This is a genomic window from Chryseobacterium sp. AG363, from assembly GCF_003610675.1.
Taxonomy (GTDB): domain Bacteria; phylum Bacteroidota; class Bacteroidia; order Flavobacteriales; family Weeksellaceae; genus Chryseobacterium; species Chryseobacterium cucumeris.
Genome location: NZ_RAQF01000002.1, coordinates 928,013 through 954,633 on the forward strand (window position 1 = coordinate 928,013; position 26,621 = coordinate 954,633).

General features: G+C 37.9%; 30 protein-coding genes. 12 read left to right on the top strand and 18 right to left on the bottom strand.

The features are described 5' to 3' along the window. Window positions 1–26 precede the first annotated feature (26 nt). Entirely contained in the window at window positions 27–233 is a 207-nt protein-coding gene (locus tag DEU39_RS04065; RefSeq protein ID WP_062669825.1) for a hypothetical protein, read from the top strand. A gap of 117 nt (window positions 234–350) precedes the next feature. Here DEU39_RS04065 and DEU39_RS04070 read toward each other — a convergent pair whose 3' ends face one another. The 16 genes from DEU39_RS04070 to DEU39_RS04145 all read right to left on the bottom strand — a co-directional run bounded on the left by DEU39_RS04070 (window position 351) and on the right by DEU39_RS04145 (window position 15,696). After that, on the bottom strand, window positions 351–1,172 hold the full coding sequence (locus DEU39_RS04070; protein ID WP_120231029.1) for an alpha/beta fold hydrolase: 822 nt from the start codon (window positions 1,170–1,172) through the stop codon (window positions 351–353). 49 nt (window positions 1,173–1,221) lie between these two features. Then, entirely contained in the window at window positions 1,222–1,740 is a 519-nt protein-coding gene (locus DEU39_RS04075; RefSeq protein WP_120231030.1) for a DsbA family protein, read from the bottom strand. Between the two features lie 2 nt (window positions 1,741–1,742). After that, entirely contained in the window at window positions 1,743–2,204 is a 462-nt protein-coding gene (locus tag DEU39_RS04080; protein ID WP_120231031.1) for a redoxin domain-containing protein, read from the bottom strand. Window positions 2,205–2,208: 4 nt separating this feature from the next. Then, window positions 2,209–3,015, bottom strand: a complete 807-nt coding sequence (locus tag DEU39_RS04085) for a YoaK family protein (protein ID WP_120231032.1) — start codon at window positions 3,013–3,015, stop codon at window positions 2,209–2,211. Further along, window positions 2,907–3,953, bottom strand: a complete 1,047-nt coding sequence (locus tag DEU39_RS04090; protein WP_120231033.1) for a cupin domain-containing protein — start codon at window positions 3,951–3,953, stop codon at window positions 2,907–2,909. Before DEU39_RS04090 ends, DEU39_RS04085 begins: the two co-directional genes overlap by 109 nt. A gap of 132 nt (window positions 3,954–4,085) precedes the next feature. Beyond that, window positions 4,086–4,643: a hypothetical protein gene (locus DEU39_RS04095; RefSeq protein ID WP_120231034.1), complete on the bottom strand. Its 558-nt coding sequence runs from the start codon at window positions 4,641–4,643 to the stop codon at window positions 4,086–4,088. Between the two features lie 199 nt (window positions 4,644–4,842). Next, window positions 4,843–5,394, bottom strand: coding sequence for an antibiotic biosynthesis monooxygenase (locus tag DEU39_RS04100; RefSeq protein WP_120231035.1), 552 nt, complete (start codon window positions 5,392–5,394; stop codon window positions 4,843–4,845). A 21-nt stretch (window positions 5,395–5,415) separates the two neighbouring features. Continuing rightward, complete coding sequence (locus DEU39_RS04105) at window positions 5,416–6,474, bottom strand: NADH:flavin oxidoreductase/NADH oxidase (protein ID WP_120231036.1); 1,059 nt, start codon at window positions 6,472–6,474, stop codon at window positions 5,416–5,418. 12 nt (window positions 6,475–6,486) lie between these two features. After that, window positions 6,487–8,694 (bottom strand): hybrid sensor histidine kinase/response regulator, encoded by a 2,208-nt coding sequence (locus DEU39_RS04110; RefSeq protein ID WP_120231037.1) that lies wholly within the window; start codon window positions 8,692–8,694, stop codon window positions 6,487–6,489. 110 nt (window positions 8,695–8,804) lie between these two features. After that, window positions 8,805–9,500, bottom strand: a complete 696-nt coding sequence (locus DEU39_RS04115; RefSeq protein WP_002978774.1) for a LytR/AlgR family response regulator transcription factor — start codon at window positions 9,498–9,500, stop codon at window positions 8,805–8,807. Window positions 9,501–9,554: 54 nt separating this feature from the next. Continuing rightward, on the bottom strand, window positions 9,555–10,028 hold the full coding sequence (locus DEU39_RS04120; RefSeq protein WP_002978775.1) for a Dps family protein: 474 nt from the start codon (window positions 10,026–10,028) through the stop codon (window positions 9,555–9,557). 164 nt (window positions 10,029–10,192) lie between these two features. Next, window positions 10,193–11,032, bottom strand: a complete 840-nt coding sequence (locus DEU39_RS04125; protein WP_120231038.1) for a sugar phosphate isomerase/epimerase family protein — start codon at window positions 11,030–11,032, stop codon at window positions 10,193–10,195. Between the two features lie 17 nt (window positions 11,033–11,049). Further along, complete coding sequence (locus DEU39_RS04130) at window positions 11,050–12,459, bottom strand: carbohydrate porin (protein ID WP_120231039.1); 1,410 nt, start codon at window positions 12,457–12,459, stop codon at window positions 11,050–11,052. A gap of 5 nt (window positions 12,460–12,464) precedes the next feature. Then, on the bottom strand, window positions 12,465–13,709 hold the full coding sequence (locus DEU39_RS04135) for a sugar MFS transporter (protein ID WP_120232186.1): 1,245 nt from the start codon (window positions 13,707–13,709) through the stop codon (window positions 12,465–12,467). A gap of 10 nt (window positions 13,710–13,719) precedes the next feature. Continuing rightward, window positions 13,720–14,634, bottom strand: coding sequence for a carbohydrate kinase family protein (locus DEU39_RS04140; RefSeq protein ID WP_120231040.1), 915 nt, complete (start codon window positions 14,632–14,634; stop codon window positions 13,720–13,722). Between the two features lie 54 nt (window positions 14,635–14,688). Further along, complete coding sequence (locus DEU39_RS04145; RefSeq protein ID WP_120231041.1) at window positions 14,689–15,696, bottom strand: LacI family DNA-binding transcriptional regulator; 1,008 nt, start codon at window positions 15,694–15,696, stop codon at window positions 14,689–14,691. Between the two features lie 660 nt (window positions 15,697–16,356). On the opposite strand from DEU39_RS04145, the gene DEU39_RS24815 reads away from it, so the two are divergent. From DEU39_RS24815 to DEU39_RS04155, 3 genes are all read left to right on the top strand, one after another. Beyond that, window positions 16,357–16,527: a bacteriocin-like protein gene (locus DEU39_RS24815; protein ID WP_409993834.1), complete on the top strand. Its 171-nt coding sequence runs from the start codon at window positions 16,357–16,359 to the stop codon at window positions 16,525–16,527. Window positions 16,528–17,104: 577 nt separating this feature from the next. Continuing rightward, the gene (arr, locus tag DEU39_RS24820; RefSeq protein WP_410493208.1) at window positions 17,105–17,518 is read left to right on the top strand and encodes an NAD(+)--rifampin ADP-ribosyltransferase; all 414 of its coding nucleotides are present in this window, start codon (window positions 17,105–17,107) and stop codon (window positions 17,516–17,518) included. A gap of 207 nt (window positions 17,519–17,725) precedes the next feature. After that, window positions 17,726–17,911: a bacteriocin-like protein gene (locus DEU39_RS04155; protein ID WP_062669797.1), complete on the top strand. Its 186-nt coding sequence runs from the start codon at window positions 17,726–17,728 to the stop codon at window positions 17,909–17,911. Window positions 17,912–18,003: 92 nt separating this feature from the next. Here DEU39_RS04155 and DEU39_RS04160 read toward each other — a convergent pair whose 3' ends face one another. Next, window positions 18,004–18,687 carry a hypothetical protein gene (locus DEU39_RS04160; protein WP_062669796.1) on the bottom strand — a complete coding sequence of 228 codons (684 nt, stop codon included), beginning with the start codon at window positions 18,685–18,687 and terminating at the stop codon, window positions 18,004–18,006. Window positions 18,688–19,072: 385 nt separating this feature from the next. Between DEU39_RS04160 and DEU39_RS04165 the strand changes: the two genes are divergently transcribed. Further along, the gene (locus tag DEU39_RS04165; protein ID WP_034694405.1) at window positions 19,073–19,441 is read left to right on the top strand and encodes a hypothetical protein; all 369 of its coding nucleotides are present in this window, start codon (window positions 19,073–19,075) and stop codon (window positions 19,439–19,441) included. Window positions 19,442–19,479: 38 nt separating this feature from the next. Here DEU39_RS04165 and DEU39_RS04170 read toward each other — a convergent pair whose 3' ends face one another. Next, window positions 19,480–20,115: a hypothetical protein gene (locus DEU39_RS04170; protein ID WP_120231043.1), complete on the bottom strand. Its 636-nt coding sequence runs from the start codon at window positions 20,113–20,115 to the stop codon at window positions 19,480–19,482. A gap of 154 nt (window positions 20,116–20,269) precedes the next feature. Here DEU39_RS04170 and DEU39_RS04175 point away from each other — a divergent pair, with 154 nt between their 5' ends. The 7 genes from DEU39_RS04175 to DEU39_RS04205 all read left to right on the top strand — a co-directional run bounded on the left by DEU39_RS04175 (window position 20,270) and on the right by DEU39_RS04205 (window position 26,557). Continuing rightward, a complete protein-coding gene (locus tag DEU39_RS04175; protein ID WP_062669794.1) occupies window positions 20,270–20,842 on the top strand; it encodes a C40 family peptidase in 573 nt (190 codons plus the stop codon). A 213-nt stretch (window positions 20,843–21,055) separates the two neighbouring features. Continuing rightward, window positions 21,056–21,667 (top strand): methyltransferase family protein, encoded by a 612-nt coding sequence (locus DEU39_RS04180; protein ID WP_228436627.1) that lies wholly within the window; start codon window positions 21,056–21,058, stop codon window positions 21,665–21,667. 71 nt (window positions 21,668–21,738) lie between these two features. Next, window positions 21,739–22,551, top strand: coding sequence for a 2,3,4,5-tetrahydropyridine-2,6-dicarboxylate N-succinyltransferase (locus DEU39_RS04185; RefSeq protein ID WP_062669791.1), 813 nt, complete (start codon window positions 21,739–21,741; stop codon window positions 22,549–22,551). Between the two features lie 29 nt (window positions 22,552–22,580). Beyond that, window positions 22,581–23,750, top strand: a complete 1,170-nt coding sequence (locus DEU39_RS04190) for a glycosyltransferase family 87 protein (RefSeq protein ID WP_120231045.1) — start codon at window positions 22,581–22,583, stop codon at window positions 23,748–23,750. Between the two features lie 5 nt (window positions 23,751–23,755). Continuing rightward, the gene (locus DEU39_RS04195) at window positions 23,756–24,685 is read left to right on the top strand and encodes a glycosyltransferase family 2 protein (protein WP_120231046.1); all 930 of its coding nucleotides are present in this window, start codon (window positions 23,756–23,758) and stop codon (window positions 24,683–24,685) included. A 1-nt stretch (window position 24,686) separates the two neighbouring features. After that, window positions 24,687–25,463 carry a polysaccharide deacetylase family protein gene (locus DEU39_RS04200; RefSeq protein ID WP_062669784.1) on the top strand — a complete coding sequence of 259 codons (777 nt, stop codon included), beginning with the start codon at window positions 24,687–24,689 and terminating at the stop codon, window positions 25,461–25,463. Beyond that, on the top strand, window positions 25,460–26,557 hold the full coding sequence (locus DEU39_RS04205; RefSeq protein WP_120232187.1) for a glycosyltransferase family 4 protein: 1,098 nt from the start codon (window positions 25,460–25,462) through the stop codon (window positions 26,555–26,557). Before DEU39_RS04200 ends, DEU39_RS04205 begins: the two co-directional genes overlap by 4 nt. The last annotated feature ends 64 nt before the right edge of the window (window positions 26,558–26,621 follow it).

Below are 26,621 nucleotides of genomic sequence, written 5' to 3' on the forward strand. Positions count from 1 at the left end.
CCAGAAACACTATTAAATATAAGGATATGAACAAACCAAGCGCAAGAAAACCCGCCAAACCCTGCTATGAGCATATTGGAGGAAAATTAGGGCAGCTTCTGCTGGAACAATTTGTAGAGAAGGGCTGGATTGCCAAGGATAATCCTGCCGAACGGCAATATTACATTACAGATAAAGGAACAGAAGAATTTACAAAACTCGGGATTGACCTTTCAAAAATAAAGGGTGAATAAAAAGTAAAAAATAGTGGAACTATAAAGTTTTGTTTTTCAATGTGTTCTATTGTCTTGAATAATAAAAAGATGAACCCTTGAAAGGTTCATCTTTGTTGTTTAGAAAAGTATTGATACTTATGATCTGATAAATTCCAAAAGGTCTTTATTAATGGTTTGATGTTCCGTAGTCGGCATTCCGTGAGGGAATCCCGGATACGTGATCAGTTTTCCGTTCTTTAATAATTTAATTGATTTTAATGCTGCATTGGCAATAGGAACGATCTGGTCATCTTCGCCATGCATCACCAGGACAGGAATATCCACTGCTTTTAAATCTTCGGTTAAATCTGTTTCCGAAAAGGCTTTAATTCCGTCATAATGGGCTACAATTCCGCCCATTAATCCCTGTCTCCACCAGTTTCTCTGTACACCGTCTTTTACGTTCGCTCCTTCTCTGTTGTAGCCGTAGAAAGGAAAAGTCAGATCATAATAAAACTGGTTTCTGTTATTCATAGTCTGTTCCCTGATATTGTCGAAGACTTCCATCGGAACGCCGTCAGGATTGTTCTCACTTTTCACCATTACCGGTGGAATGGCACTGATCAGAACCGCTTTCTTAGCTCTTCCATTCGAGTATTTATTCACATAGCGGATTACTTCACCACCACCAGTTGAGTGCCCGATGTGTACAACATCTTTCAGATCTAAAAATTCAACCAGCTCAGCGGCATCAGAAGCGTATTGTTCAATAGTGTGATTATAGATATTCTGGCTGGAACGCCCGTGACCTCTTCTGTCGTGGGTAACCACCCTGTATCCTCTCTGTAAAAAGAAAATTACCTGTGCATCCCAGTCATCAGATGATAAAGGCCATCCGTGGTGAAACATCAGTACAGGTCCTTCTCCCTGATCTTTGTAAAAAATTTCTGTTCCGTCTTTTAATGTTAATGTGCTCATGTTGTTTATTTTTAATGTTATGAATTGATTTTGTTTAAATATTTTCTGATTAATAGGCTGTGTTTTCACGTACCAACTGGAAAAGATCTTCTGCACCGCCATTGAATTTATTTCCGTTAATGAAAAAAGAAGGAGTTCCGTTCACTCCGCTGATGATGCCGCTTTCAAAGTCTGTATCTACCTTTTCTGCCAATTCCTTCTTATGAATATCAGCTTTGAATTGGGGAATATTTAATCCCAGTTTTTCTGCAAGCTTTAACGGAAGATCAGCATTCAGATATTCCTGGTTTTCATAAATAGCATCATGCATTTCCCAGAATTTTCCCTGCAAAGCTGCCGCTTCTGCTGCCAGCGCTGCCGTTCTTGCATACTGATGCATTTCTGACAGAGGAAAATTTCTGAATACAAATCTGATCTGATCTCCAAATTCCTTTAGTAACTCTTTAAGAACCGGATAGGCTGCTCCGCAGTAAGGACACTGATAATCCCCGTATTCTACAATGACTAAGCTGGCATCTGAGCTGCCCTGAGTGTGGTCAGCATTGCTGACTGATGGTTTAAGTGACATAATTATTTTGTGTTAAGGTTTTCTAATGCTTCTAAAATTCCGTCTGCACCAGGATTAATGGCGGTGGGAGAGAGGTAGCTCCATTCGATGATGCCGTCTTTATTGATGACAAAAATGGCTCTGTTGCATTCTCCTTCTTCGTCATTGTAAACACCATATTTCCTGGCTGTTTCTCCCTTGGCTTCAAAGTCTGCAAGCAGTGGAAAGTGCAGGTTTCTGGATTGTGAAAATGCCAGATGGCACCATTTGCTATCTACGGAAATTCCGAAAATCTCCGCATCATATTTTTTGAAATACTTCAGCATTTCGTTGTATAATGCCATCTGGTCACTGCACACCGGGCTCCAGTCTGCCGGGTAAAATGCAATAATGACATTTCGTCCTTTGAATTCTGATAAGGTAATCTTCTGATCCGGGGTTGCAAATAATGTAAAATCAGGGGCAACCGTATTTTTTTCTAGCATAGGATTAGTTTTTAATCGTTGGAATTGGTATTGTTAACGCGCAGATGAGCAGTAAGGCCGCGGGAAAAATCAGTGTCCAGTTTCCTAAACAGGAGAGCGGGAAAGGAGCAACTAAAGCACCCGAGAGGAAACCCACCCATAAGAATAACAAATGAAAAATATTCACTCTGTATTCCTTCCGCTCCTCTGCCTGATTACTCATGACAAAAAGAGCAGCTGTTTTTGCCAGACTGTTTAAAGTTCCTGTCACAAAATCGGTGTTGATCTTTTGGTTACCTACCGATGTGACAATGGTATTCATAAGACCCATTGAGAAACCGATAACAGCTATAGACACTTCATTGGCAATATGCTCATAGTAATCAGTGATACTGTAAAGGATCATGATGCCGGAAACCGTGTAGAAGATCATCTTTGCGCTTCTGAACTTCTTTGATAATGATAGACACGTTCCTGTATAAATCCCCACCAGAAAAAAGCTGATTACAATGACAGAACTGATGATAACACCATATTTTTCACTGAAAACTGCTGCACCTAATTGGGTCGTATTGCCACTCATAAAAGAAACGTAGGTTTTCCATCGTATCAGTCCTGTGGCATCTGTATATCCTGCGATAAAAGCAAGGAATACTGCCAGTTTCTCCTGTGTTCTGACGGTCTTGTCAGGGAGCAGGATTTTTGTTTCCGGAAGCACAGACGCTATTTTCCAGGTTTGATGAATACTTTCTTTTCCGGAAATTTCTCTATTTCTCCTTCCTTCAGTCCGAAATTCGTGATGACCACATCTTTCGGGTTTTCTGCCAGCCATTCGCTGATATCAATGGATTCATAGGTACCGCTGTTAAATCCGATCAATACCTTACAGACGGTATCTCCGGTATTTTTGATATAATGTCCGGCTCCCATAGGTACATAACCTACATCACCGGCATTGAACTGTTCTGTAACAGAAACTCCTTCTGCCAGGAATACCGACATTTCTGCCTGTCCGGATATAAAATACTGCCACTCATCCGCATTCGGATGCCAGTGCATTTCTCTTAAAGCACCGGGCTGCAGCTCCAGTACAGAACCGGCCATTGTGGTGCTGATCGGAAATTCCTTACTCGTAACCAATCTTTGGAGACCGCCGCCGAGAATGATTCTTGGCTGTTGGGAATGCAGAGGATATCGGTGAAGGCTTATCAGTTCAATGTCTGATTCCTCAGGACGGGCTGCAGCATTCACAGAGAGTTCGTCCGGAACAACTCCTGCTGCAAAGTAAACTTCTTTCTGTGGAAGTTCTGCTACTTCTTCAAGGCTTAGTCCTAAATTCTGTGCAACGATTTCAGGGGGCATACTTGACACAAAATCTGTAACGCTGAAGGTATGGTCTTCGGAAAAATTACCGTTGTCAAAAATCAGAATGAAATGACATTCCTCTGTTCCGGTAGCCTGGATGGAATGTCCGTAGCCTTTCGGGAAATACCATACGTCACCGGGTTCAAAATTATCAGTATAACTTCGTCCGTCCGGATGAATAATCGTTGTACGTACTGTTCCTGAAATTACATACGCCCATTCTGCGGCATTGGCATGCCAGTGAAGCTCTCTCATGCTTCCGGGCTGTAATCTCATGGAAACTCCGGCAATACCTACAGAAGTAGGGAATTCTTTTACGGAAGCACCTCTTGTTGTACCACCGTCACTGGTACGCGGTTCCTTTTTTTCTAATTCGTATCTGAAACTTAATGATGATGGATTCATAATATTATTTTTTTGTGATTAATGCTCTTTGTTTTTGCTATTGTAAAGCTACTTCTGAATTTTACTTTTTCTTGATGTCATTCGGTGAAAAGGCAAAATGAGTCGTTGAGGATATAGAGGGTTGCTACTTTTTTAAAAAGGCTGGTTATATTGACCTGTCAGTGCTTTATTTTCAATGCTTTTTGCAAAGTTTGGTGTTTCTTCATGATTGTGGGCGTCAGAAGCAGCCTGTCTGGATGCGGCTGCATCTGCAAGGTTGATCCCATGATCTTTCATATATTCAAACATTTCTGGAGTAGCTGTCGCATGAATTTCGTTGGTATAAAGACAGGTGTTTTCATCAATCTTTGTCACTTTCAGTTCCCATAAGACCTGAACTTTTGTACGTCCGTTTTTTGTAATTGAATCAGAGATTGAAAGCATGCGGCAATAGTCAGGACGGTGAACATCTGCAACATAATGCTGTACCATCAGAGCATCCCCAATGGTTTCTACATTTAAAGATACCGGCTTACCATCAAAGGTAACTGAAATAGCAGCTCCAATATGCTGGGTAGAGCAGCGTTGGTATTCGGCATCCGGCAGATTAAGCAGCCAGTCTGCGATATTCACTTTTTCAATGGGTGCATTGATGATGGCACTTACGCTTGAATGAGATAGTGCGTTTTCGGGAGTTTGTAAGATTTCCATAGTTGTTGATTTTGATTTTTATGTTATTGATGATGTAAAGCTACAAACCGGTTGTTTTAATTTTGCCTGCTGTTCGCTCAACAGGCGAAAACAATCGTTGAATAAGCTGATGATGTTCAAACGATAACAGGGAACGCTCCTGAAACAAAAAAATCACTGTAGGTTACAGTGATTGATAAAGGATAGTTTTTAAATGTGGTTATTTATACAGCCATTTTTTGATCAGTCTCGTATAATTGGGCATGACGACAAATACCATCAGAAAAACAATGATACCCGAATTGATGAATCCATCAGAATAATGATTGGGTGGAATATATAAAAATCTTAAAAAAGGAATGATCAAAGCAGGAATAAGAACAGACAGCGGATAAATGGCGGACCAGGTTGCCAGAAACTGTTTCCAGCGTACCGGAACTTTATTCCCTTCATTTTCTGTCGTAAAAAGAAAATCAAGCCCGGATCTGATCTGATAATGGTCATTTTTTCTGAACAGCGGATTGGCTTTCTCAATGAGTTTTTTCCGGTTATCCGACTCCATCCAGCTTTTAAGATGATTAATCGTATCAAAACGGATAATGAAAGTGTATACAAAAGTCAGATCGGGAATAGGACGAACAATCTGAAGATCAATAAAGCCTTCCGAATGCCTGGTGACAGGAATAATTTCGTCCAGCCATTTTTCATACTGTGATTGTTTTCCATCCAGAATATGATGGGTAATGACTACTGAAGCACCCTGATTTTCCATAACTGATTTTTATGGGTTAATTTAATACGCTCTTTTATACTGCCACGGAATTTCTGTTTCAATACCTAATGTCTTGGCAGAATGAATAGCAAAATAAGGATCTCTCAGATGTTCCCGGGCAATGATTACCAGATCTGCATCTCCATTGACAATAATATCATTAGCCTGTTCTGCTTCCGTAATCATTCCAACAGCTCCTGTTAAAATCCCGGTCTGTTCTTTAATCGCTTTTGCAAAAGGAACCTGATATCCGGGAAATACCTTATCCTTGCTTACATTGGTAAATCCGCCGCCGGAAGCAGTAATGAAATCTACACCATTTTCTTTAAGGATCTCTGAAAGTTTAATGCTGTCTTCCAGAGTCCAGGCTTCCTCGGATTCTATATAGTCAACTGAAGAAATTCGTACGAACAGAGGCATCTCAGCAGGAATAACTTTTCTGATTTCCTGAACGGTTTCTACAAGGAAACGGATCCTGTTTTCAAAACTTCCGCCATATTCATCCTGTCTTTTGTTGATCACTGCGGAATAAAACTGATGGAACAGGTAACCATGTGCCGCATGAAGTTCAATGGTATCAAACCCTGCTTCAAGAGCACGAAGGGCTGCTTTAACGAATTTAGTCTTCAGTTCCTGGATCTCATCAATGGTGAGTTCTGCAGCAAAAACTCCGTTGAATTCCTGGGCAGAAGATGATTTTACCGTCCAGCCTCCTTCTTTCGGAGTGAGAGGTTTCATTCTTTCATTGGGATGTTTCAGGCTGCCTTTTCCTCCTGCATGCCATAGTTGAATTCCTATTTTGGCATCCTGTTCATGCACAAAATTTACGATGTTTTTCCAGGCATTTTTCTGTTCATCGTTCCAGATCCCTACATCGGATAGTGTAGCCAGACCTTCTTCTGAAACGGCTGTACATTCGGTAAGAATCAATCCTGCACCGCCAACAGCCCTGCTTCCAAGGTGAACGAGATGCCAGTTGCCGGGAACTCCGTTTTTAGCACTGTATTGCTGCATAGGAGATAGTGCAATCCTGTTCTTTAAGGTAAGACTGCGAATGTGTATGGGTGAAAATAAATTCATTTTTTCTTATTTTTAAATTGTTTTTGAAAATGCTTCAGCTTCAGAAACAGCTTTCAACAAAACCTTCTGTACTTCTGCCAGTATTTTTTGCTGATCAGTATTTTCTGCTGATGCTCTTTCAAGAATATCAAGTTTTTCCTTTAACAGAGGATGTAATCCCATGATGGCAATGCTGGATTTCAGATCATGAGCCCACAGTTTCATCCCTGAAAAATCCCGGTTTTCATAAGCTGTTGTCAATTTCTGTAGATGATTGGGAATATTCTCAATAAACTGTTGAGTGACCATTTGTTCGAAGCTTTTATCGCCGCCGCTCACCGTGTGCATATAAGTGAGATCAATATACTGATAGTCAGATGATGGATTTTCGGTTTTCTTTTCGTTTTTATTATTTTCTTTAAACCCGAGTTTCGAAATAAGCATAAACAACTCTTCTTCATTGACAGGCTTAGGAATATATTCGTTCATCCCACGGCTCAGGCATCTTTCTCTTTCTCCTGCCAGCGCATGGGCGGTCATTGCGATGATCGGAATATCCAGTCTGAGTTCTTCCCGTATTTTCTGGGTGGCAGCATAGCCGTCCATCTGCGGCATCTGTATATCCATTAAAACCAGATCGCATGCATTGCTTTTGAGATAGCTTACTCCTTCAAGACCATTCGATGCAATATGAAAATCAATATTCCACTGGGAGAGCAAATGTTTCATCAGGCTTTGATTGATCACATTATCATCAACCACCAATACTTTCAGGGGCGTATTAGACTTATCTTTAAAATAGTGGGGATCAACAGCTGGAATGACAGTAAGCTGTTCCTCAGCAATTCCGTAAGGAATATAGAAATGAAAAGTAGTTCCTTTGCCTTGTTCACTGCTTACTTCGATGTTTCCTTTTTGCAGTACAATTAGGCTTTTCACTATGGATAAACCTAATCCTGTTCCACCGTAATTTCTTGTCGTTGAATCTTCTCCCTGATTGAATCTTTCGAATATTTCAGTAAGCTTTTCTTTGTCAATTCCTATTCCCGTATCTGAAATTTTAAATCCCAGAACAGCTTCGTTCTCTGTTTGCTGTTTACTGTAGATTTCAACAGAAATATTTCCCTGATGAGTAAATTTTATGGCATTTCCGATCAGGTTCACTAAAATCTGCGTCAGTCTTGTGGCATCTCCCACCAATGTGTCAGGAATTGAAGGATCAATCGTACTGGAAATGGTAAGTCCTTTTTCTTTGGCCCGTTCTGTAAAAAATGTTTCTACGGAATTAACGAGACCGTTGATGCTGAAAATTCCAGGGGTAATGCGCATCATCCCGGCTTCTATTTTAGATAAATCCAGAATGTCATTGATGATCGCCATCAGGTTTTCTCCGGAACGCTGTATTGAAGAGACAAATTCTGCTGAGGTTTCATCCAGTGGGCGTTTTTGCAGCAGATTGGTAAACCCGAGAATTCCGCTTAAAGGAGTTCTGATTTCGTGGCTCATATTGGCAAGGAAATTTTCTTTGGTCTGTGCTGCTACCAACGCTTTTTTCTCGGCAATATCAAGTTCGCTTATAAGTAACCTCTGGCGTTTGAACTGTCTGAGAATGTGATATCCAACGACAGAACCGCTCAAAATCAGTAAGATCAGTAAAGAAATATCATAGAATCTTGCTTTTTGCCCCATTTCTTCACTTTTCTGGCTGAGTTCAACCATATTCAGCTTTCTGCTTTCATATATTTTAGCCGTGATGCTGGTGATTTCATTAGAAATTTTTCTTGCACGCGGGTTGGCAATGGAGGTATTATCGTCCATGTTTCCAACAGAAAGATAACGGTGCAGGAGTTTATCTTTGGTTGTTTTCTTTTCCATGGCAAGAACGCTTAATCTGTGAATCAGCTTTTCTTCCTCAGCATTTACATTGTCCTTGGAAAGAGAATCCAGGAAATTTTCAATCTGACTGATTTTTTGGTCAATGCCTTCAAGATGGGTGGTATCATTCGTTGCAATAGACGCCCTGATTCTGCTTTCCACTCCCAGAATATCACGGTCTATCTCCCTCAAATGATTGCTTGAACGCAATTCGCTCAGCAAGGTATTGTTATTCTGAATCAGCGCCTTGGTATTTCCTGCAGAATTGAGCTGAACAGCTATCAATAGGAGTGAGCCCGCAATAAATGTCAGGATAATAAAATAGCTGAATCGTTTGTTATCCATTACTGAAGATATGTTTTTCATAATTAACGGTCTGATTTTAAGATAAAATACCGGTAAAAAGTCAAGATAGACCCGGAACTGTTCACGGGCTTAAATCAAACCGAATTTAAATGTTTGATTGCCTGTAACGGCTAAAAGACATTCATTCGTGTATTGAGAGCTTTTCTGTATGCGTCTGCCACAGGAATGAATTTGCCATTGATCATAATACCGCCGTCCTGCAGGGTGTCAATTTTGCCTACTGAAACAATATAGGAACGGTGAACTCTTATAAAATGATCCTTGGGAAGACGTTCTTCAGCCGTTTTCATTTTGCCGTGAATGGCAAACATCTTTTCCTTGGTGTAAAATTTTACATAATCACCCATAGCTTCTGCATAGAAAATATCATCCAGCTTTAGGCGCCTTGTAATATTGGAATCCCTTACAAAAAGAAACTCATCCCTTGTGATTTCAACATTTTCTTTTCTGCTTTCAAGAATCGTCTGTGCCTTGCTTACAGCCTGCAGAAATCTTACCGGCATAATGGGCTTCAGAAGGTAATCTGCAATATTAAGCTCAAAGGCTTCCAGTGCATATTCTTTTTTCGAGGTCGTGAAAATAATGATGGTCTCTTTACCGGAAAGCGTTTTCGTGAGCTCAATTCCTGTCATTTCCGGCATTTCTATATCGAGAAATATCAGATCGACGGAATTGGACTGAAGATAATGATAAGCTTCTATAGCATTGGAAAACTCGCTGACGATGGAAAGATCCGGAACCTGTTTGGCGAGGTGTGCTAATGTTGTTCTTGCAATATCATTATCATCCACGATTAAGGCTTTCATAGGTATAGTTATTTATGGTTTACACAAAGATAATTATAACTTTTTTATTTTGTGTTATCTGAAATAGGAACGGATCATCCATGCCATTTCTTCATGGGTTTCCATCAGACCTGTAATAAAATCGCTGGTACCGTAATCTTTATACTTTTCTGCAAATGGGGTGATGTTTCCGCGGAGAAATTCGATAATGCTTTCATGATCACTCAATAAATCCTTCATGTATCCCAGACCATCGTTTGTTCTTTCACTGTATTCTGTTAAATGAGTCAGTTCCAGATAGATTTTCATCGTGGCCGGTGCATAATGGCCGATTTTACGCATGCGTTCTGCAACGCTGTCAATAAGTTCATCCAGTTGTTTGTATTGTTCTTCAAAGAAAATGTGATTGGCATGGAAGTTATCTCCGGTTACGTTCCAGTGGGCATTTCTTGTTTTAATGTAAAGCAGTGTTTCATCTGCCAATAATTTTGCTAATTGTTCTGCAACAGCTTCTGTGTTTTTTTCTGTAATTCCGATTTTTGTTTTCATAATAATAAGATTTTAGTTGAGCATTATTGCTTTTTTCTGATGTAAAGGTCAGCCATAATCCTATAAAACGATCGGTATTTTCGGCGAACGGGCAGAATCAATCGGTGAAAAGCGGACAATCTCCGCTTTCCATAAGTTTCAGAATAATATAACAGATAATTTTATCAGCTGAGATGCTTCTTTAAAAAGGCAAGACTTCCTTCTGCCAATGTTTGAGCATCATAAGGTGATTTCTGCCATAATGAAACCTTTTCCTGCATTTCCGGAATTGAGGAACTGAAATTTTCAAGAACGAGATTCCCTTCAAAATTAATTTTTTTCAATGCCGCGAAAAACTCTTCCCAGTTGACAGTTCCTTCTCCCAGCATACCCCGGTGAGACTCTGTCACATGAATGTGCTTCAGCATTTTTCCGGATTTGATAATCGGGTCATAAAAATTATTTTCTTCGATATTCATATGGAAGGTATCAAGGTGAAGGAAGAGATTATTTCGGCCCGTTTTCTTAATAAGTTCAAGTACATTTTCTGCTGTATTGCAGACATAGGATTCATAGCGGTTAATAGGTTCTATGGCGATATCTATACTTTTGGCCTGGGCGTAATCCGCCACATTGCACCACACATCAGCAATGATTTCTTTTTCGTTTTCTGTGAGTGGTTTTCCGGTAAAAACACCGATTCCGCCATGCAGGACACCAGCCAGAAGATGGGTTTCCAACTCATATACTTTATCGATGGCTTTTTTGATAAGCTTTTCCGCAGCTTCAGGCTCAAACGCAATATGAGCATCTTTGGGAAGATTCAGCGAACATACTGCTTCCAGATGATTGTCTTTCAATTGTTTTTTTACGGTGACAGCGTCAAAATCCATTGATGCGGGTAACAGTATTTCAATCAGATCAAACCCGGCCTGAGCGGTTTTTTCTATTGCATATTTTCCTGATTCTGCATTCCATAATGGCGTGATCCAGGAGAGTAGGGAAGCCCCTAATTTTATATTCATTATTTTTTTTATTTAATTTAAAAAATCCACCATTCTGTCCGTATTCCGAAATAAGTCCCATATCTTTTGGCTCCTGACTGCTGTAAAAACGGTGAGTAAAGACTTTTCATAGCTTCATCATTATACCTTGATACTTCTGCAATAAAACGGATGTGGGGTCTTGCCCATACACTTCTTTCCGCAGTAGGTACGATGGTAGGAGCTAAAACCAGCTTCATCATCGATGCAGCATCCTGCGTTCCGTTTTTTCGGGTGGCATAATGGAACTCAGAAAGGATATGAAACCAGTTGTTGAAATAATAGGTCGCTCTTATACCGGTATTAAACTCTGTTTTTTTGTTGAAAATTTCACGGTTATAATAGTCCATCGCTTTATCAGTACTGGTTGATCCTCCTTTACTTTTGGTGAAAACTGCATAGGGATTAAGTGACCAGCGGTTTGAGATATTCCAGAGGAAATGTTCAACAACCGTAAAAGAGTAAGCTCCTTTATACGTTTTTGTGACCTCATCAGGAGCTCCGTAGGTTCGCCAGGTCTGTGTATTACCATTATCACCTCCATTGGCAATTCCGCTCCCGTATCTTACAGAAAACTGATTGAATGAACCCGGAATTGTCGTTGCAATATCTGTATTTAATTTAGCTCCAAAAACCCAGCCCTGATCCGATGGGTATTGCTCTACAGAATTTTCTCCTGATTTTTCTACATGATGAAATTCCGCCATCAGTTTCAGCTTGTGTTTTGTATTTTTAAATGGCAGCGTCTGCTCAAGGACAAAAACTTCTCTTTGTCTGTAGATCAGGTTTTTTGATCCGCTGATCACATTGGTGTAAGAATAAGGAGTGGAGTTGCTGGCCGCGGTATCAATAGCCGCCGGGAAAAACATGGAAAATCGTGTGTTTTTGTGCCTTACACCCCAACCGGTTGCCGAATGGTCATCAAAATAAAAATAATCTGCAATATGAATATCATCATATCTCAGCCATCTTGATCCCGCCCAGACATCCCAGTCACTTCCCATAATATTTCTGGCCTCAACAAAGGCTTCCGGCAAGGCAATAATCATCCCCTGATTGGATTTTGAATCTACATTTCCCAGAAAAGTTCCTCCTGAATAAAAGCTCAGTCTTGCCTGCATATCGATCTTTGTACTTTTGGTACTGTCACCGTTTACCACCGGGCTAAAATGGAAGGCTGGTAAGAAATCTACGTAATCTCCCTGATCCATTCTGCCTCCTAAAGATCCCTGATTGTTCAGATTCAGTTGTCTCCCGGTTTTGCCATCAGCATTTGGAGAATAACCAGCTCCGATTCTTCCTGTTGTCCCAAAGGAAAATTTTTTGTTGGTTATTGTGATCTGGGCATTAATTCCCCTTCCGGCGCATATAAGTAAAATGCCCCAGGCTAATAAAAGCTTTGTTTTCATAGGGATTATTTAAGTGTTTTGGGCTTGTAGAATTTTAATGCAAATAATAAAATAACGACATAGCAGAGAATAGGAAGGAGATAGGCATGGGCAATGTCTTTTTCTGCAATTCTACCCATAATCGGAGGGAAAACAGCACCTCCAAACATCGCCATAACCAGAAATGAGGAAGCCTGCTGAACTTTTGACCCTAATCTTTTAAGTCCAAGACTGAAAATAGTAGGATACATCACACTCAGGAACAGGTTGAGCAAAATAAGGCTTATAAATGATACCCATCCGAAACTTTGGGAAATAATAAGGCACAGAATGATGTTACATGCGGTAAAAATAGCCAACAGTTTGTTGGGTGCAATGAATCTCATCAGGAAAGTCCCGATAAATCTTCCGATCATCATCATCGCCATACTTAAAGAAAAATAATAGGAAGCCTGTATCTCCGGAAGGTGCATTTTTTCTACCCCGTAATTGATAAAATAGGCCCATGTCCCGCCCTGTGCGGCAATATTAAAGAACTGGGCAATAACGGCAAATATAAAATGTCTCTGCTTGTAGAGCGGTGCGTGCGGATCTGATACAGACTGGTCTTCTCCTTTTTCATTGTCTGAAGTGATGATATCTTCAGCATGAGGGTCTTTAAGGTCCGGTACTCTTATAAAGCTGAAAATTATGGTAATCGCGAGAATGACAATCCCAATCCATGTATAAAGACTTTTTACGGAATCCAGGGATCCTGATCCTGTATCAGGCGTTCCGAAAATGAAGTACCCTCCCAGCAAAGGTCCGATAATGGCTCCCAAACCATTAAATGACTGTGCAAAATTAACCCTCTGATCACTTGTTCTTTCATCCCCTAAAGCGGCTACAAAAGGATGGGCTACCGTTTCAAGGGTTGCCATTCCCATCGCAAGGACAAAAAGAGCCAGTCTGAAAAAGTTAAATGAGGAAGTGTCGGCTGCCGGAATAAACAGAAAGGCTCCCAGGGCGAAAAGCGAAAGCCCTAGTATAACGCCTAATTTATAACCAAATCTTTTCATAAAAAGACCCGCCGGAATTCCCATGAGTGCATAAGCCCCGAAGATGGAAAGCTGTACCAAGCCAGATTTGGATTTCGAAATATGGAGGACATTCTGAAAATGCTTATTCAGTACATCACCCATGGTAAGCGCAATGGCCCAGAAGAAGAATAAGGACGTAACAAATGACAGAATGATGTAATATTTCTTATCTGTAAATTTTGGAGTATTCATATCGTATGTTTTAAGAGGTTTTACAGCTGTTTTTTTCTCTGAATGCTTTGAATTCTTCATAAGTGTAATCAGGGCATGCCCCCGATTTCGAAGTGATAAAAGCACCCAGTGATGTGGCCTGTTTCATGATCTCTTCCGGAGATCTTCGCTGAATTCTTTTAGACAGGAACCCAGCCAGAAAAGAATCTCCACTGCCCACAGTATCTGCAATTTCAATATGAACTGCCGGGAAATCATACGCAATATTCCCCACAAAGTATCGGGCGCCTTTACTTCCTTTGGTAAGGACGATTTCATTTAAATTAAAATAAGCCTGGAGATGTCTGATGCTTGTATCTTCGTCAATATACTCTTCACCTAGATATTCAAGAATGGTTCTGAGTTCTGCCTTATTCATTTTAACAAGATCAGCTTTATGCAATAATTTTTTAATGAATTCAAAATCAATAAAAGGAGGGCGGAAGTTAACATCAAAAACTTTGAATTTTGAATATTCCAAAAGTTCCAGCAGAGTATTCCGGGATGTTTCATTTCTTGTGATCAGACTTCCAAAAACAAATGCTTCTGAGTTTTGTATCAGTTCTTTATGCTCCGGAAAAGGCTGGATGTAATCCCAGGCAACATCCTGTACAATATCATATGCAGCCTCTCCATGCTCATCAAAATCAGCAATGACCGTTCCTGTGGCTTTTTCCTGGTCTACCTGTATAAAATCTGTGGTTATTCCCCAATCCTGGATCTGATTAAGAAGTCGATGTCCTAAATCATCATTTCCTATACGGCTTAGCATCTTGGTATCGATTCCCATTTTGAAAAGATTGTAGGCAACGTTAAATGGTGCACCACCAGCTCTGGAACCGGCAGGGAAGATGTCCCACAGAACTTCTCCGAAGCACACCACATAGTTTGATTTATTTGTTATCATATTAAGTTAAACGTTTAAGTTATTGTTTAAAAAAAATGTTTTATATCAGATTAATTATTTTAAAGAGGCTTTAGCAACCAGCTTTGCGGATAATGTTATTCTCTTTCCGGTAGCTGTATAATCAGTGATTTGCCCGTCCAGAAGCTTAATTGCTTCTTCTGCCATTTCTTCAATCGGCTGTTGGATGTAGGTGATTTCCGTAGGGAAGAGGTCATAAGCATCGGTTTCATCAAATGCGATTACAGAGACCTGTTCCGGAACTTTTATATCGTTTTTAACGAGATAGGAAAGTCCTGCTACCGCAAGTTTATTACTGGAAAAATATAACGCGGTATTTTCAGGTCGTTTTCCCAGGCTATTTTCAAGCTGAGCACGTACCTCTTGTGCTATATTTTCTAATCCCACCAGAAGATATTGTATATCAGCTGTTTTGCTGGAAGAGCTTATTGCCTTTTCAAAACCATGCTGTCGGTCCAGCAGATGCGGAAGTTCAGTTTCGTAACCAATGTAGATCATTTTATCAAAACCCTTATTAAGAAGCAGGCTGGTTGTTCTCTCGGCTATCTCCTGATTATCAATGGTAATTCCCGGAACAGAAACACCTTTAAGATACCTGTCGATCGTTACAACAGGATATTTAAGCTGAATAAGGTTTTCAAGCGTCTTTTCTGATCCTGCTACAGGAGCAACGATCATTCCATCTACCTGCTGCTGTGAAAAAAGCTGGGTAAGTTTTTCAAATTTTTCTGCATTTTCGTCAGAACTACCAATAATCAGGGTATAACCTAATTGTAAAGCTTTATCTTCCAGATTCCTTGCTATATGAGAATAGAAGTCATTGGAAATGTCTGCAACGATGAGCCCCAGCAGCTTGGTCTTATTCGTTTTAAGACTTTTTGCAATCTTATTGGGAGTATAGTTAATCGTTTCAGCAATTTCAAAAATTTTTTTACGGGTCTCCTCGCTGATACGTTGCCCTTCCTTTCTGTTGAGAACATAAGATACTGTGGCTACGGAAACTCCTGCCAGTTTAGCAATATCTTTTATAGAAGACCTTTTCATTTTATTTTTTTAATAGGCAAAAATATTCCATAAAATAGTAAAAAAACAATAGTGTAATTTATTTGGTAGTTAAAAAAAATAGTGTAATTTCGCAAATTTTATCATTCTGATTAAAACTTTGATTTACAATTGTTTACATTTTGTTGACTATTGTAATATTAACCATTTGTTAAATTATCTTATGGTAATTATTAATTTTGGTTAAACGTTTATTCTATGAATTTCAAAAATTGTATATAATTTTTCATTTCTGCCTGGCCAGTTAAGACTTAAAATTAAAAATATTTAATAGGATGTGAAAGTAATTTCCGGCTATATAATTTAGATTTCCTGTTTCTCAAGAAATCGTGGCGATTTGTATTTCGGGTTAATTAAAATCTTTTAAATGCAGGTTTACAATAGGGAGTTCTAATCCGGTATTATCCACGACAATAAAGCCCTTTTTATAAAGGTTTTTTATATATTCAGCTTTTTTGGTAATTGTATTAATCTTTATCAAAAACAATAACGGTTAACACAGAAGAAAGATTTTAACTTTGGATCAGCAAGGCCTATTTCTTATTGATAAAGAATCGTAAAGAAAAATTTTCAATTGTTTTGTGATTAATTTTATTTAGTTATATTTGAAGGTACTAAAAACTAATACATTAATAAATAACTATGAAAAATCTAAAGAAAATTACAAGAGATCAAATGAAAAATGTTCAGGGAGCAGGGACTCCAATTACATGTCCTGCAAAATACTATCTTAAATGCGAATCGATCTATGTTTGTGATCCAGACCAGGGTATTTATGATTGTGTTTGCTCTTGCGTTCCAATAGGATCGTAATAAAAACTTTTATATAGCAGAAGCCTTCTCTTTGAGAGGGCTTTTTTGTTATATTTGCAGGAAACTTCTAGTCATATCCATCTCAAAGATTCTAGATAAACTTATACTAGGCATTCTCATATTATTCCTGTTCTTAGGCATGTGTTTAAACTACAAAAAGGATCTTTTATTTTCTCAATTTTCCAACTATACATTTTTAAATAAAGAATTCCAATAGAATAAACTAGATTTGGAAAAAAAATAAAACATGGAATTTTCTCCTTTTAATCCTGTGATCAAGCTTTGTCTGCAAGGGATGAGCTTTGAAGACAAGGGAATGCCTGAAGAAGCAGCTCAATTATTTTTAAAAGCCTGGGAAGATGCATCAGACGATCATGAAAAGTTTCTGGCAGCTTATTATCTGTCACATCACCAGAAAACCACCGCTGATCAGTTGAAATGGTTTGAAACTTCCTTAAAGTTTGCCTTAAAAATAAATGATGATACTGTTAAAAGTGCATTACCTTCTCTTTACCTGAATATTTCCAGATGCTATAATGAGTTAGGAGATCATGAAAAATCAAAAAACAATGCTGAATTGTCAGAGTTACTTCAAAAACATCCGTCTGATAAAGGTCCTTTTTACCACGGAACAAAAGCCGACTTACAGATCGGAGAACTGTTGACAGCGGGAGGAAATTCTAATTACAAATCAGAATTCAAAATGAATCATATTTATTTCACTGCTTTAATCAATGGAGCAGGGCTTGCTGCTGCACTGGCAAAAGGCGATGGAGCAGAGCGTGTTTATATTGTAGAACCCACAGGGAATTTCGAAAATGATCCCAATGTAACAGATAAGAAGTTTCCGGGAAATCCAACCCGATCTTATCGCTCCGAAATGCCTTTGAAAATTATCGGAGAAATTACAGAGTGGAGTAGGCCCAGTCCGGAAGATCTTCAGAAATTCCGTGAAAAACTGGACAACAGTCAAGGAGAAATTATTAATTAGGAATTATGGAAAAAAGCTGATTTATGACTGTACTCATAAAAGCCGGGATGGATATTTCATACATTTGGGATAAGTTTTTCATTCATTCAATAATAGTTTTTAGCCTCTTTTTGGAGGCTTTTTGTTTGAAAAGTTAAATTTTTCACAAATTAAATTACCGTTTAATGAATATTCTTATATTTGAAATGAACTAAAACATTTTAAACCATGAAAAATTTAAAGAAAATCTCGAGAGAAGAATTAAAAACAGTTAAAGGAGCAGGACCTAATGTTCCACAATGTCCTCCAGGTGCTTTATGGAGATGTGAAGCCATTGGTGTTTGTTCAGAAGATTTTGATCAATGGGACTGTCTTTGTGGTTGCTATCCGGTAACGCTTCCTTTTCCAAGATAAATCAAAGCCCTCTTTTCAGAGGGTTTTTCATTTAACAAAAACAGCCACAATGAAAATATTGTGGCTGCCTTTTTGAAATCAAATATCAACTATTATAAAGATCTGGAGCGGGCAATATTAATAAGGTACACAAGGTGTGCGTACATGCTTCGCTTTACAGACTCTACTTTTATATCTCCGGTGGCCTGATTGATGGTAGTAACCAAATCTGTATTACATTGACCCGCAAAATTTCCACTTCCTAAATAGTTCACTGTATTGGTACTTGGATAAGAGATTCTGGGATAGTCAGGTGCTGTCTGATTAGCCACAGCAGTTGCATTGGCAAACCCTTTATTATCAACATATCGGGCTGTCCATGTTCCTAGAAATTGTCCGTTTCCTGTATTAATTCCCTGCCCTACAATAATTTGAGTGTCAACAGGATTACTGAATCCCGCACAGGAAGAGTAATGGTTTACAGAAACGGTACAGGAAGAAGCATTGTCGCCAGGTTGGAAGCATTTTCCTTCGTATACAGTCGATCTTTGTTCACTGGAAGAGGTAGATGTGTTCAGTATAGCCTTTGGCGCAAAAATTTCTTCTGGAGAAATAAGCGTTAAAACTCCTTGTGCATCTGCCGCAACAATCTTTTTTTCAGCATTTGAAAGTCCTCTTACTCTTACCAGACCATTCACATCCAAAGTATGACTTGGAGTGGCGGTATTGATTCCAACCTGCGCTGTTGAACTTCCACAAATAGCAAGTGCTGCCAAAAATAATGTTTTTGTTTTCATGTTATTTTTTGAAAAAGGTTAAATTTTTCACTAAGGTAAGAAATATCTTTAAAATAGAATGCAAACGACATGAAATCTAATATAAACTAATTGTAAATGGATATTAAACATATTAATATTAAGTTTAACGTATAAATTTTAAAATAACTCAAAATTTATAGACACTCTATTTGTTTGAAAAATATTTGTATTTTAGCCGAAATATGTCGTTTTTTAATAAACATATTGGGTGCTAATTAAAATTCAGATAATTTGAATGAAAAAATTAGTAGATTTGCACGAAACAAAAAAATAATAAATATTAAGCAATATTCTCTCTGACTGGGTCTCTAGAAGGAAAGTACAGAAGAATAACAGGATTTTAGGTTATAAAACTACTGAAACTATGAAGAAACTTTTTTTACTTTTATTAACGGCGTTTTTATTTATCGGTTGCAGCTCTGATGATGATACTATTTATGATTATGTAGGAACATGGTCTGGTTCTTATGAAGGAGCAGACAAAGGAGTTTGGAACTTTGTGGTAGATGAAAGTGGTAAAGTGGTAGGAACAATGCATTCTGATGTTAATAATGAAAACTACAGCATTACCGGAAATTTAAGTGAGACAGGAGATCTTAACGCCAGAGTGGGGCTTCCTTCACAAGGAGATTTCAAAGGAACGTTAACCACAGAAAAAAAAGGAAACGGAAACTGGTCCAACTCACTTCCAACACCTGCCGTATCAGGAAGCTGGAAAGGAGAAAAGAAATAAAACAAGAAGTCTGCAGAATATACTGCAGACTTCTTTATTTAAACAAATCCCATATGGGTAATTTTATCATTTTCATCCTTTAATGCTATAAAATAGAGAAGACCATCCTCAGAAAAATACTTTTTAAAAGATGGATTCTGTTGTGTGTTCCAGCTGATTATTTCTTCATTACTTTCTATATTATAATTTTCAGAATCTAATTTCATCGTCATAATCATAGTATATTCTGATGTACAATGGTCATTTTTATACAGAACCTGATCTTCCATTCTTACACAATCTGAAACCTTCCTGACCGTTCCCCATTGAAAATCTCTCAGGAGTTTTCTTCCTTTTTCAGTCTTTAAGCCGTTTTCAACCGTTCTTTTTCCTCTTTCAGAAGTGTTATCTAAATCTTTGATAGCAGTCATCACCTTTGCAAATTTCTGGTAGAGTAGAGGATCACCTGTTTCTTTAACATATACTTCCAGACTTTTCCGGATCATTTTCCCCATTTTGGAACAGTGTCCGAATTCAGAACTGTTCTGTCTTACTTTCTCATAGGATGGATTCTTTTTAAACGCAGCTTTATTAAACCCGCTTTTCTTCCGAACCACATTTTTGCCATTCAGAGTATAAAATACCAGATCGCCTACTGCTCCTGTGATCTTGATTACACTTTCATAGGTTGCCATATCTTTAAAATAGAAATCAAATATACCAATAAATAATGAAAATCAAAATTTTAACATATATTTATAATATAGTTGTAGTATAGTTATACCATAATTAAATTATAAAATGTATATTTGTGATAAATTTTGTTAATTAATTATAAATCAGAAGAATATGGGAGCGGAATTATTTCAACAAAAAATAAAAGTAAAGCAGTTGGTGGTTACCCTGGCAGCTGCTGTTTTTATGGTTTCCTGTGGATCCTCGAAAAGTGCTTCTGCGAGCAAAAAGTCAAATACAAAAGCCGTAGCGAAGGCTGAAAATCTCAGAAAACTGGATTCAAAATTTAATGGCAGTGTTTCCAGGTCCATCAATGATATTTTGAAAGATGCAGAAAAGTATATCGGAACACCATATAAATTTGGAGGAAATACTTCTTCAGGATTTGACTGTTCGGGATTTACGGTAAAAGTATTTGAAGAAAATAATTTTAATCTTCCCAGAAGATCTTCTGATCAGGCCGATGCCGGAAAGAATATTGATATCAAAGACGTAAAACCGGGTGATCTGTTGTTTTTTGCGACAGCCGGAGGAAGCAGAGTATCCCATGTGGGAATTGTTCATGATATTGGCCCTGATGGAGAAGTGAAATTCATTCATGCTTCTACCTCAAAAGGCGTAATCATTTCATCCCTGAATGAAAAATACTGGAATAAGGCCTATCTTCATGCTCAAAGAGTGTTGTAAATATTCTATCAATAGAAATGGGCTTTAGCCAAAACTTACATAATCTTCTTCTTTAACCACCCCGTCAAAAATTCTCTGAATTTTTGCCACACCTCCGGTGGAGGGGAATTGCCAGGTTTTACAATTGCGCATTTCTGCAAATCAATAATATTCTTGTCATTGCAATAGCATTGCATCCCAAAACTTATGAAATTTGTCCAAAACTATTATCATATGGCAGATTTCATCAGATTCTTTATTCCTTTATATTTCATAATCTTCTTTATCATTTCCTTTGTTGGAATTAGTTATAAAGTAGCCAGACAGATTGGCAAAAATCCTAATGTTCTTCCCAAAGATGATTCTGCATATGGACTTGTGGGATTGTATTTTAAACTGGTTCTATTTGCTTTGTTTATCTATACAATACTTCTTTTATTTTTTCCGAAAGACATTTTCCCTGCTTTTAAAATCAATGTGCTGGAATATGATCTCATTCAATACACAGGGTTGGGTTTAATGATGATGGCATTGATTTGGGTTGTTATTGCCCAGTTACAAATGAAAAACTCATGGAGGATTGGAATTGATAACTCAGCAAAAACAGAACTGATAACTCACGGATTATTCAGGTTTTCAAGAAATCCTATATTTCTGGGAATGACCATAAGCCTTATTGGATTTTTCCTTGCTTTCCCTACCGTAATTGCTTTTGCTTTTCTACTGACGGGAAGTATGTTGATGCAGATCCAGATCAGGCTTGAAGAAGAGTATCTCTTAAAAGTACATGGAGAAATTTACATCGCCTACAAAAAGAAGGTGAGGCGCATGTTGAGTCTTTATTAAATGCATGATGTTACAACCTGTTTTGCTGAACTTTTTTGTATCTTTGGGCGGTATAATTTTAAATAAGAAACATGTCGTTACAACAAACTATTGAAAATATCTGGGACAACAGAGAATTATTGCAGAATGAAGACAGCCAGAAGGCGATCAGAGAAGTCATTTCTTTAGTTGATAAAGGGGAACTTCGTACTGCAGAACCTACAGAAAACGGATGGCAGGTAAATGAATGGGTGAAAAAAGCTGTAGTAATGTATTTTCCGATCCAGAAAATGGAAACTATTGAAGTAGGCCCGTTTGAATTTCATGACAAAATGCCTTTGAAGAAAGGTTATGCTGAAAAAGGGGTGAGAGTTGTTCCACATGCAGTAGCGAGAGAAGGTGCTTACATTGCTCCAGGAGTTATTATGATGCCATCTTACGTTAACATTGGTGCTTATGTAGATTCCGGAACAATGGTAGATACCTGGGCAACAGTAGGAAGTTGTGCACAGATCGGTAAAAACGTTCACTTGAGCGGTGGCGTTGGTATCGGTGGGGTATTGGAACCATTACAAGCTGCTCCCGTAATCATTGAAGATGACTGCTTTATCGGTTCAAGATGTATCGTTGTAGAAGGAGTTCACGTAGAAAAAGAAGCTGTACTGGGTGCTAACGTGGTATTGACTGCTTCTACAAAAATTATCGATGTTACTGGAGATACACCTATTGAAATCAAAGGAAGAGTTCCTGCACGTTCAGTAGTAATCCCTGGAAGCTATACAAAACAGTATCCTGCAGGAGAATATCAGGTTCCATGTGCACTGATCATTGGTCAGAGAAAAGAATCTACAGACAAGAAAACATCTCTGAATGATGCATTGAGAGAGAATAATGTAGCCGTTTAAGATTAATATTTTAATCTAATACCACAATCTTGAAAGAAAAATTTCTTAAAATACTATTAAACCCTAAATATATATTTGGGGTTTATCTTATTATATCCGTTGTTACTGCAATTTCCAAATATCTGAGAGGAGATTATGCGATCAATAACTATCTGATTTTTAAAAACGTATTCTTTAATACCATTCATCAGAAAAACTTATTTATCCATTATCCCGATCTCTATTTTGATCTGAACCATTATGGTGTATTTTTCAGTGCTTTGATTGCGCCGTTTGCCATGATGCCGGATTGGCTGGGAATCTCACTTTGGAATATTGCCAATACTTTCATCTTTATCTACGGAATTTATAAACTGCCTTTTTCAGACAGTAAGAAAGCCATTTTCGGATTGCTTTGCCTTCAGGAATACATCACAGCAGCTTTAAGTCTGCAGTTCAATGTGGCGCTGACCGGTCTTTTGTTGTTGTCTGCAGTGTATATTTACGAAAGAAAAGAAGTAAAATCCGTAACTGCAATTTTAATAGGAATATTTGTAAAAATCTACGGAATTGTAGGATTAACTCAGTTTTTCTTTATTAAAAGCAAAACTAAATTTATACTTTCAGGAATTGGCATTGCTATATTATTTTTCGTACTTCCGATGGCCTATTCAAGTCCGCAGTTTGTCATTCAGTGTTACTCGGACTGGTTTCAGTCTATTGTAGAAAAGAATAGCGAAAATCAGGTTCTTGGAAATATGCAGGATATCTCTTTAATGGGCTTTGTGAGAAGAATTTTAGGTGATGCATCCATTTCAAACCTTGTGTTTTTAGCAGGCGGATTGCCTCTCTTTGCTTTACCTTACATCAGAATAAAGCAATATAAGCATTATGCTTTTCAATTGATGATTTTGGCTTCAACATTACTATTTTTGGTATTATTCAGTTCAAGTTCAGAATCTCCTACGTATATTATTGCGGTGGTAGGAGTGCTGATCTGGTTTTTCCTTCAGAAAGAAAGAACACCATTGATCATTGGATTGTTGATTTTTGTTATTATTTTTACCTGTTTCTCAACTTCGGACCTTTTCCCGAAATTTGTAAAAGAGAATTATATTATCAAATATTCGTTAAAAGCCGTACCTTGTATTGTAATCTGGTTGAGAGTGACTTATGAACTTCTGACTAAAGATTTTGAGACAAATTACAGCCTGAATTAATACATATGAAGAAAATTTCAATTGTAATTCCCGCTTATAACGAAGAAGGAAACGTGGCCATGATCCATCAGAAAATTAAAGAAGTTTTTGATGGTTTGAACAATTATGACTTTGAAATCATATTTGTGAATGATGGCAGCAGGGATAATACTCAACAAAAATTAGAAGAACTTTCCAGTCAGTATGATGAAGTAAAATTCATCGAATTTTCCCGTAATTTTGGACATCAGCCGGCTGTAAAAGCAGGAATGGACAATGCCCACGGAAATGCAGTCATTTCTATGGATGGGGATCTTCAGCATCCTCCGGCTCTTATTCCTGAAATGATTCAGAAATGGGAAGAAGGTTATGACGTCGTTTTTACCTTTAGAACGTATCCCAAAGAGATTTCATTTTTTAAAAGAAAAACATCAGACCTATTTTACAAGCTTTTATCAAGTTTATCAGATGTTAACTTAACAAAAGGCGGAGGCTCAGATTTCAGATTGTTGGATGCGAGTGCTGTTGAAGTCATGAGAAACTTTAATGAAGACGATCTCTTCCTTAGAGGATTAACGAGCTGGATGGGTTTCAAACAAACAGGAATCGATTTTACTGCAGCAGAAAGACTATCAGGGAAAAGCAGTTACAATATCAAAAAGATGTTTACTTTTGCTTTCACCGGAATTACGGCTTTTAGCGTGAAGCCTCTTTATCTGGCAGCTTATCTGGGATTTTTATTCTCAGCACTTTCAGTAATCGGATATGGAGCATACGTTATTCACTCATTTATTGCAAAAACTGAAATTTCAGGTTGGGCATCTTTGATTATGACCATTGTTTTCTTTGGAGGGCTTCAGTTGATCATCCTCGGAATCATGGGAATTTATTTAGGTAAAATATTCAAACAGGTGAAAGACAGACCAAATTATATTATTAAAAACAAAAATTTTTAGAATGGTTTTATTGAGTTTTGACATTGAAGAATTTGATATGCCATTGGAATATAAGGGTGAAATTCCCTTTGAAAAGCAGATTTCAATTTCACAGACAGGATTAGAGAGAATTCTCGATATTCTTAAAAAACATAATGCTAAAGCTACTTTTTTTTCCACAGTAGTTTTTGCAGAAAATAGCAAACACCTTATCGAAAGGTTATTGAATGAGGGGCATGAGCTGGCCTCTCACACGTGGTTTCATTCAGAATTTGAAGACAAACACCTGAAAGAATCAAGAGAAAGGCTGGAAGAGTTATTTTCCACAAAAGTGACCGGATTAAGAATGCCGAGAATGATGCCGGTAGATGAAAAAGCAGTGGAAGAAGCAGGATACGCATACAATTCCTCCATCAACCCTACATTTTTGCCGGGAAGATATAATAATTTAAAAGTATCCAGAACCTATTTCAAAGAAGGAAATGTGACTCAGATTCCGGCTTCGGTTTCTCCTAACTTCAGGATTCCTTTGTTTTGGTTAAGCTTTCACAATTTCCCTTTGTTTTTCTACAAAAAACTGGCTTCGGATTGTTTGAAAAAAGATCAATATCTGAACATTTATTTCCATCCTTGGGAATTTGCAGAAATTAAAGATGATACCTTTAAACTTCCTGGATTTACGGTAAAAAACTCAGGAAAAGATATGGTGGAAAGATTTGACTCGTTTGTAGGATGGTTGAAAGAAAAAGGACATACATTCGGAACATTTCAGGAATTTCAAAAACAGATCCAACGATGAAGATTGCCTTTGATGCCAAACGGTTTTTCCACAATACATCCGGCCTGGGAAACTATTCGAGAAATCTTGTAAGAATCCTTTCCGAATATGAACCGGAGAATGAATATCTGTTATTAAACAAAAATAAGTCCGAGAGAGGGAAAGATATTCTGGAACGCCCGAATGTTCACTTTATTGAAACCTCAAAAGGAAACTTTTCACGTCAGCTGAAAATGGGTAAAGATGCCCAGAAGCAGGGCGCAGATATTTTTCATGGATTATCAGGTGAACTTCCACTCAAATGGGATCCAAAGCCTATTAAAAAGGTGGTTACCATCCATGATCTGATTTTTGTAAGATATCCGCAGTATTATTCTTTTTTTGACAGGAAAATTCATTTCTGGAAATTCAAAAAAGCCGCTGATACGGCTGACAAAATCATTGCGATTTCAGAACAGACCAAAAAAGATATTATTCAGTATTTAAAAGTTCCTGAGACTAAGATTGAAGTTATTTATCAGGGATGTCATCATGCTTTTAAAGAACAGCAGTCTCCGGAATTAATGAAGGCTGTCAAAGAGAAATTTAAGCTTCCCGAAAGATTTGTACTGAATGTAGGCACTATCGAAGACCGTAAAAACCTTTTGAATGTTGTAAAAGCGATCAACGGTACAGAAATTCCATTGGTTGTGGTGGGACGAAAAACCGGATACTATCAGAAAATAGAACGCTTTCTGAAAAGAAACAAAATGGAAAAACAGGTGCTTTTCCTTGAGGGCGTTTCTATGGATGAGCTGGCCTGTCTCTATAAACTGGCAGATATTTTTGTTTATCCTAGCTTCTTTGAAGGCTTTGGAATCCCTGTCATTGAGGCACTTTTCTCGAAAACTGTTGTTGTTACCAGCAATACCAGTTGTCTGCCTGAAGCAGGTGGAAAAGACTCTGTGTATGTGAATCCTGAGAACGATCTTGATATCCGAGCCAAATTAAAATTTCTCTGGGAAAATGAATCCGAGCGAAAACGCCGTGAGGAAAAGGGTTTCGAGTTTGTTCAGAAGTTTAATGACCAATCCATTGCAAAAGAGTTGATGAATTTTTATCAAAAAATTATTTGAAAAAACTTTGCATTTTAAAAATAAATCCTACATTTGCATCATAATTCAATACAATGAAACCAAC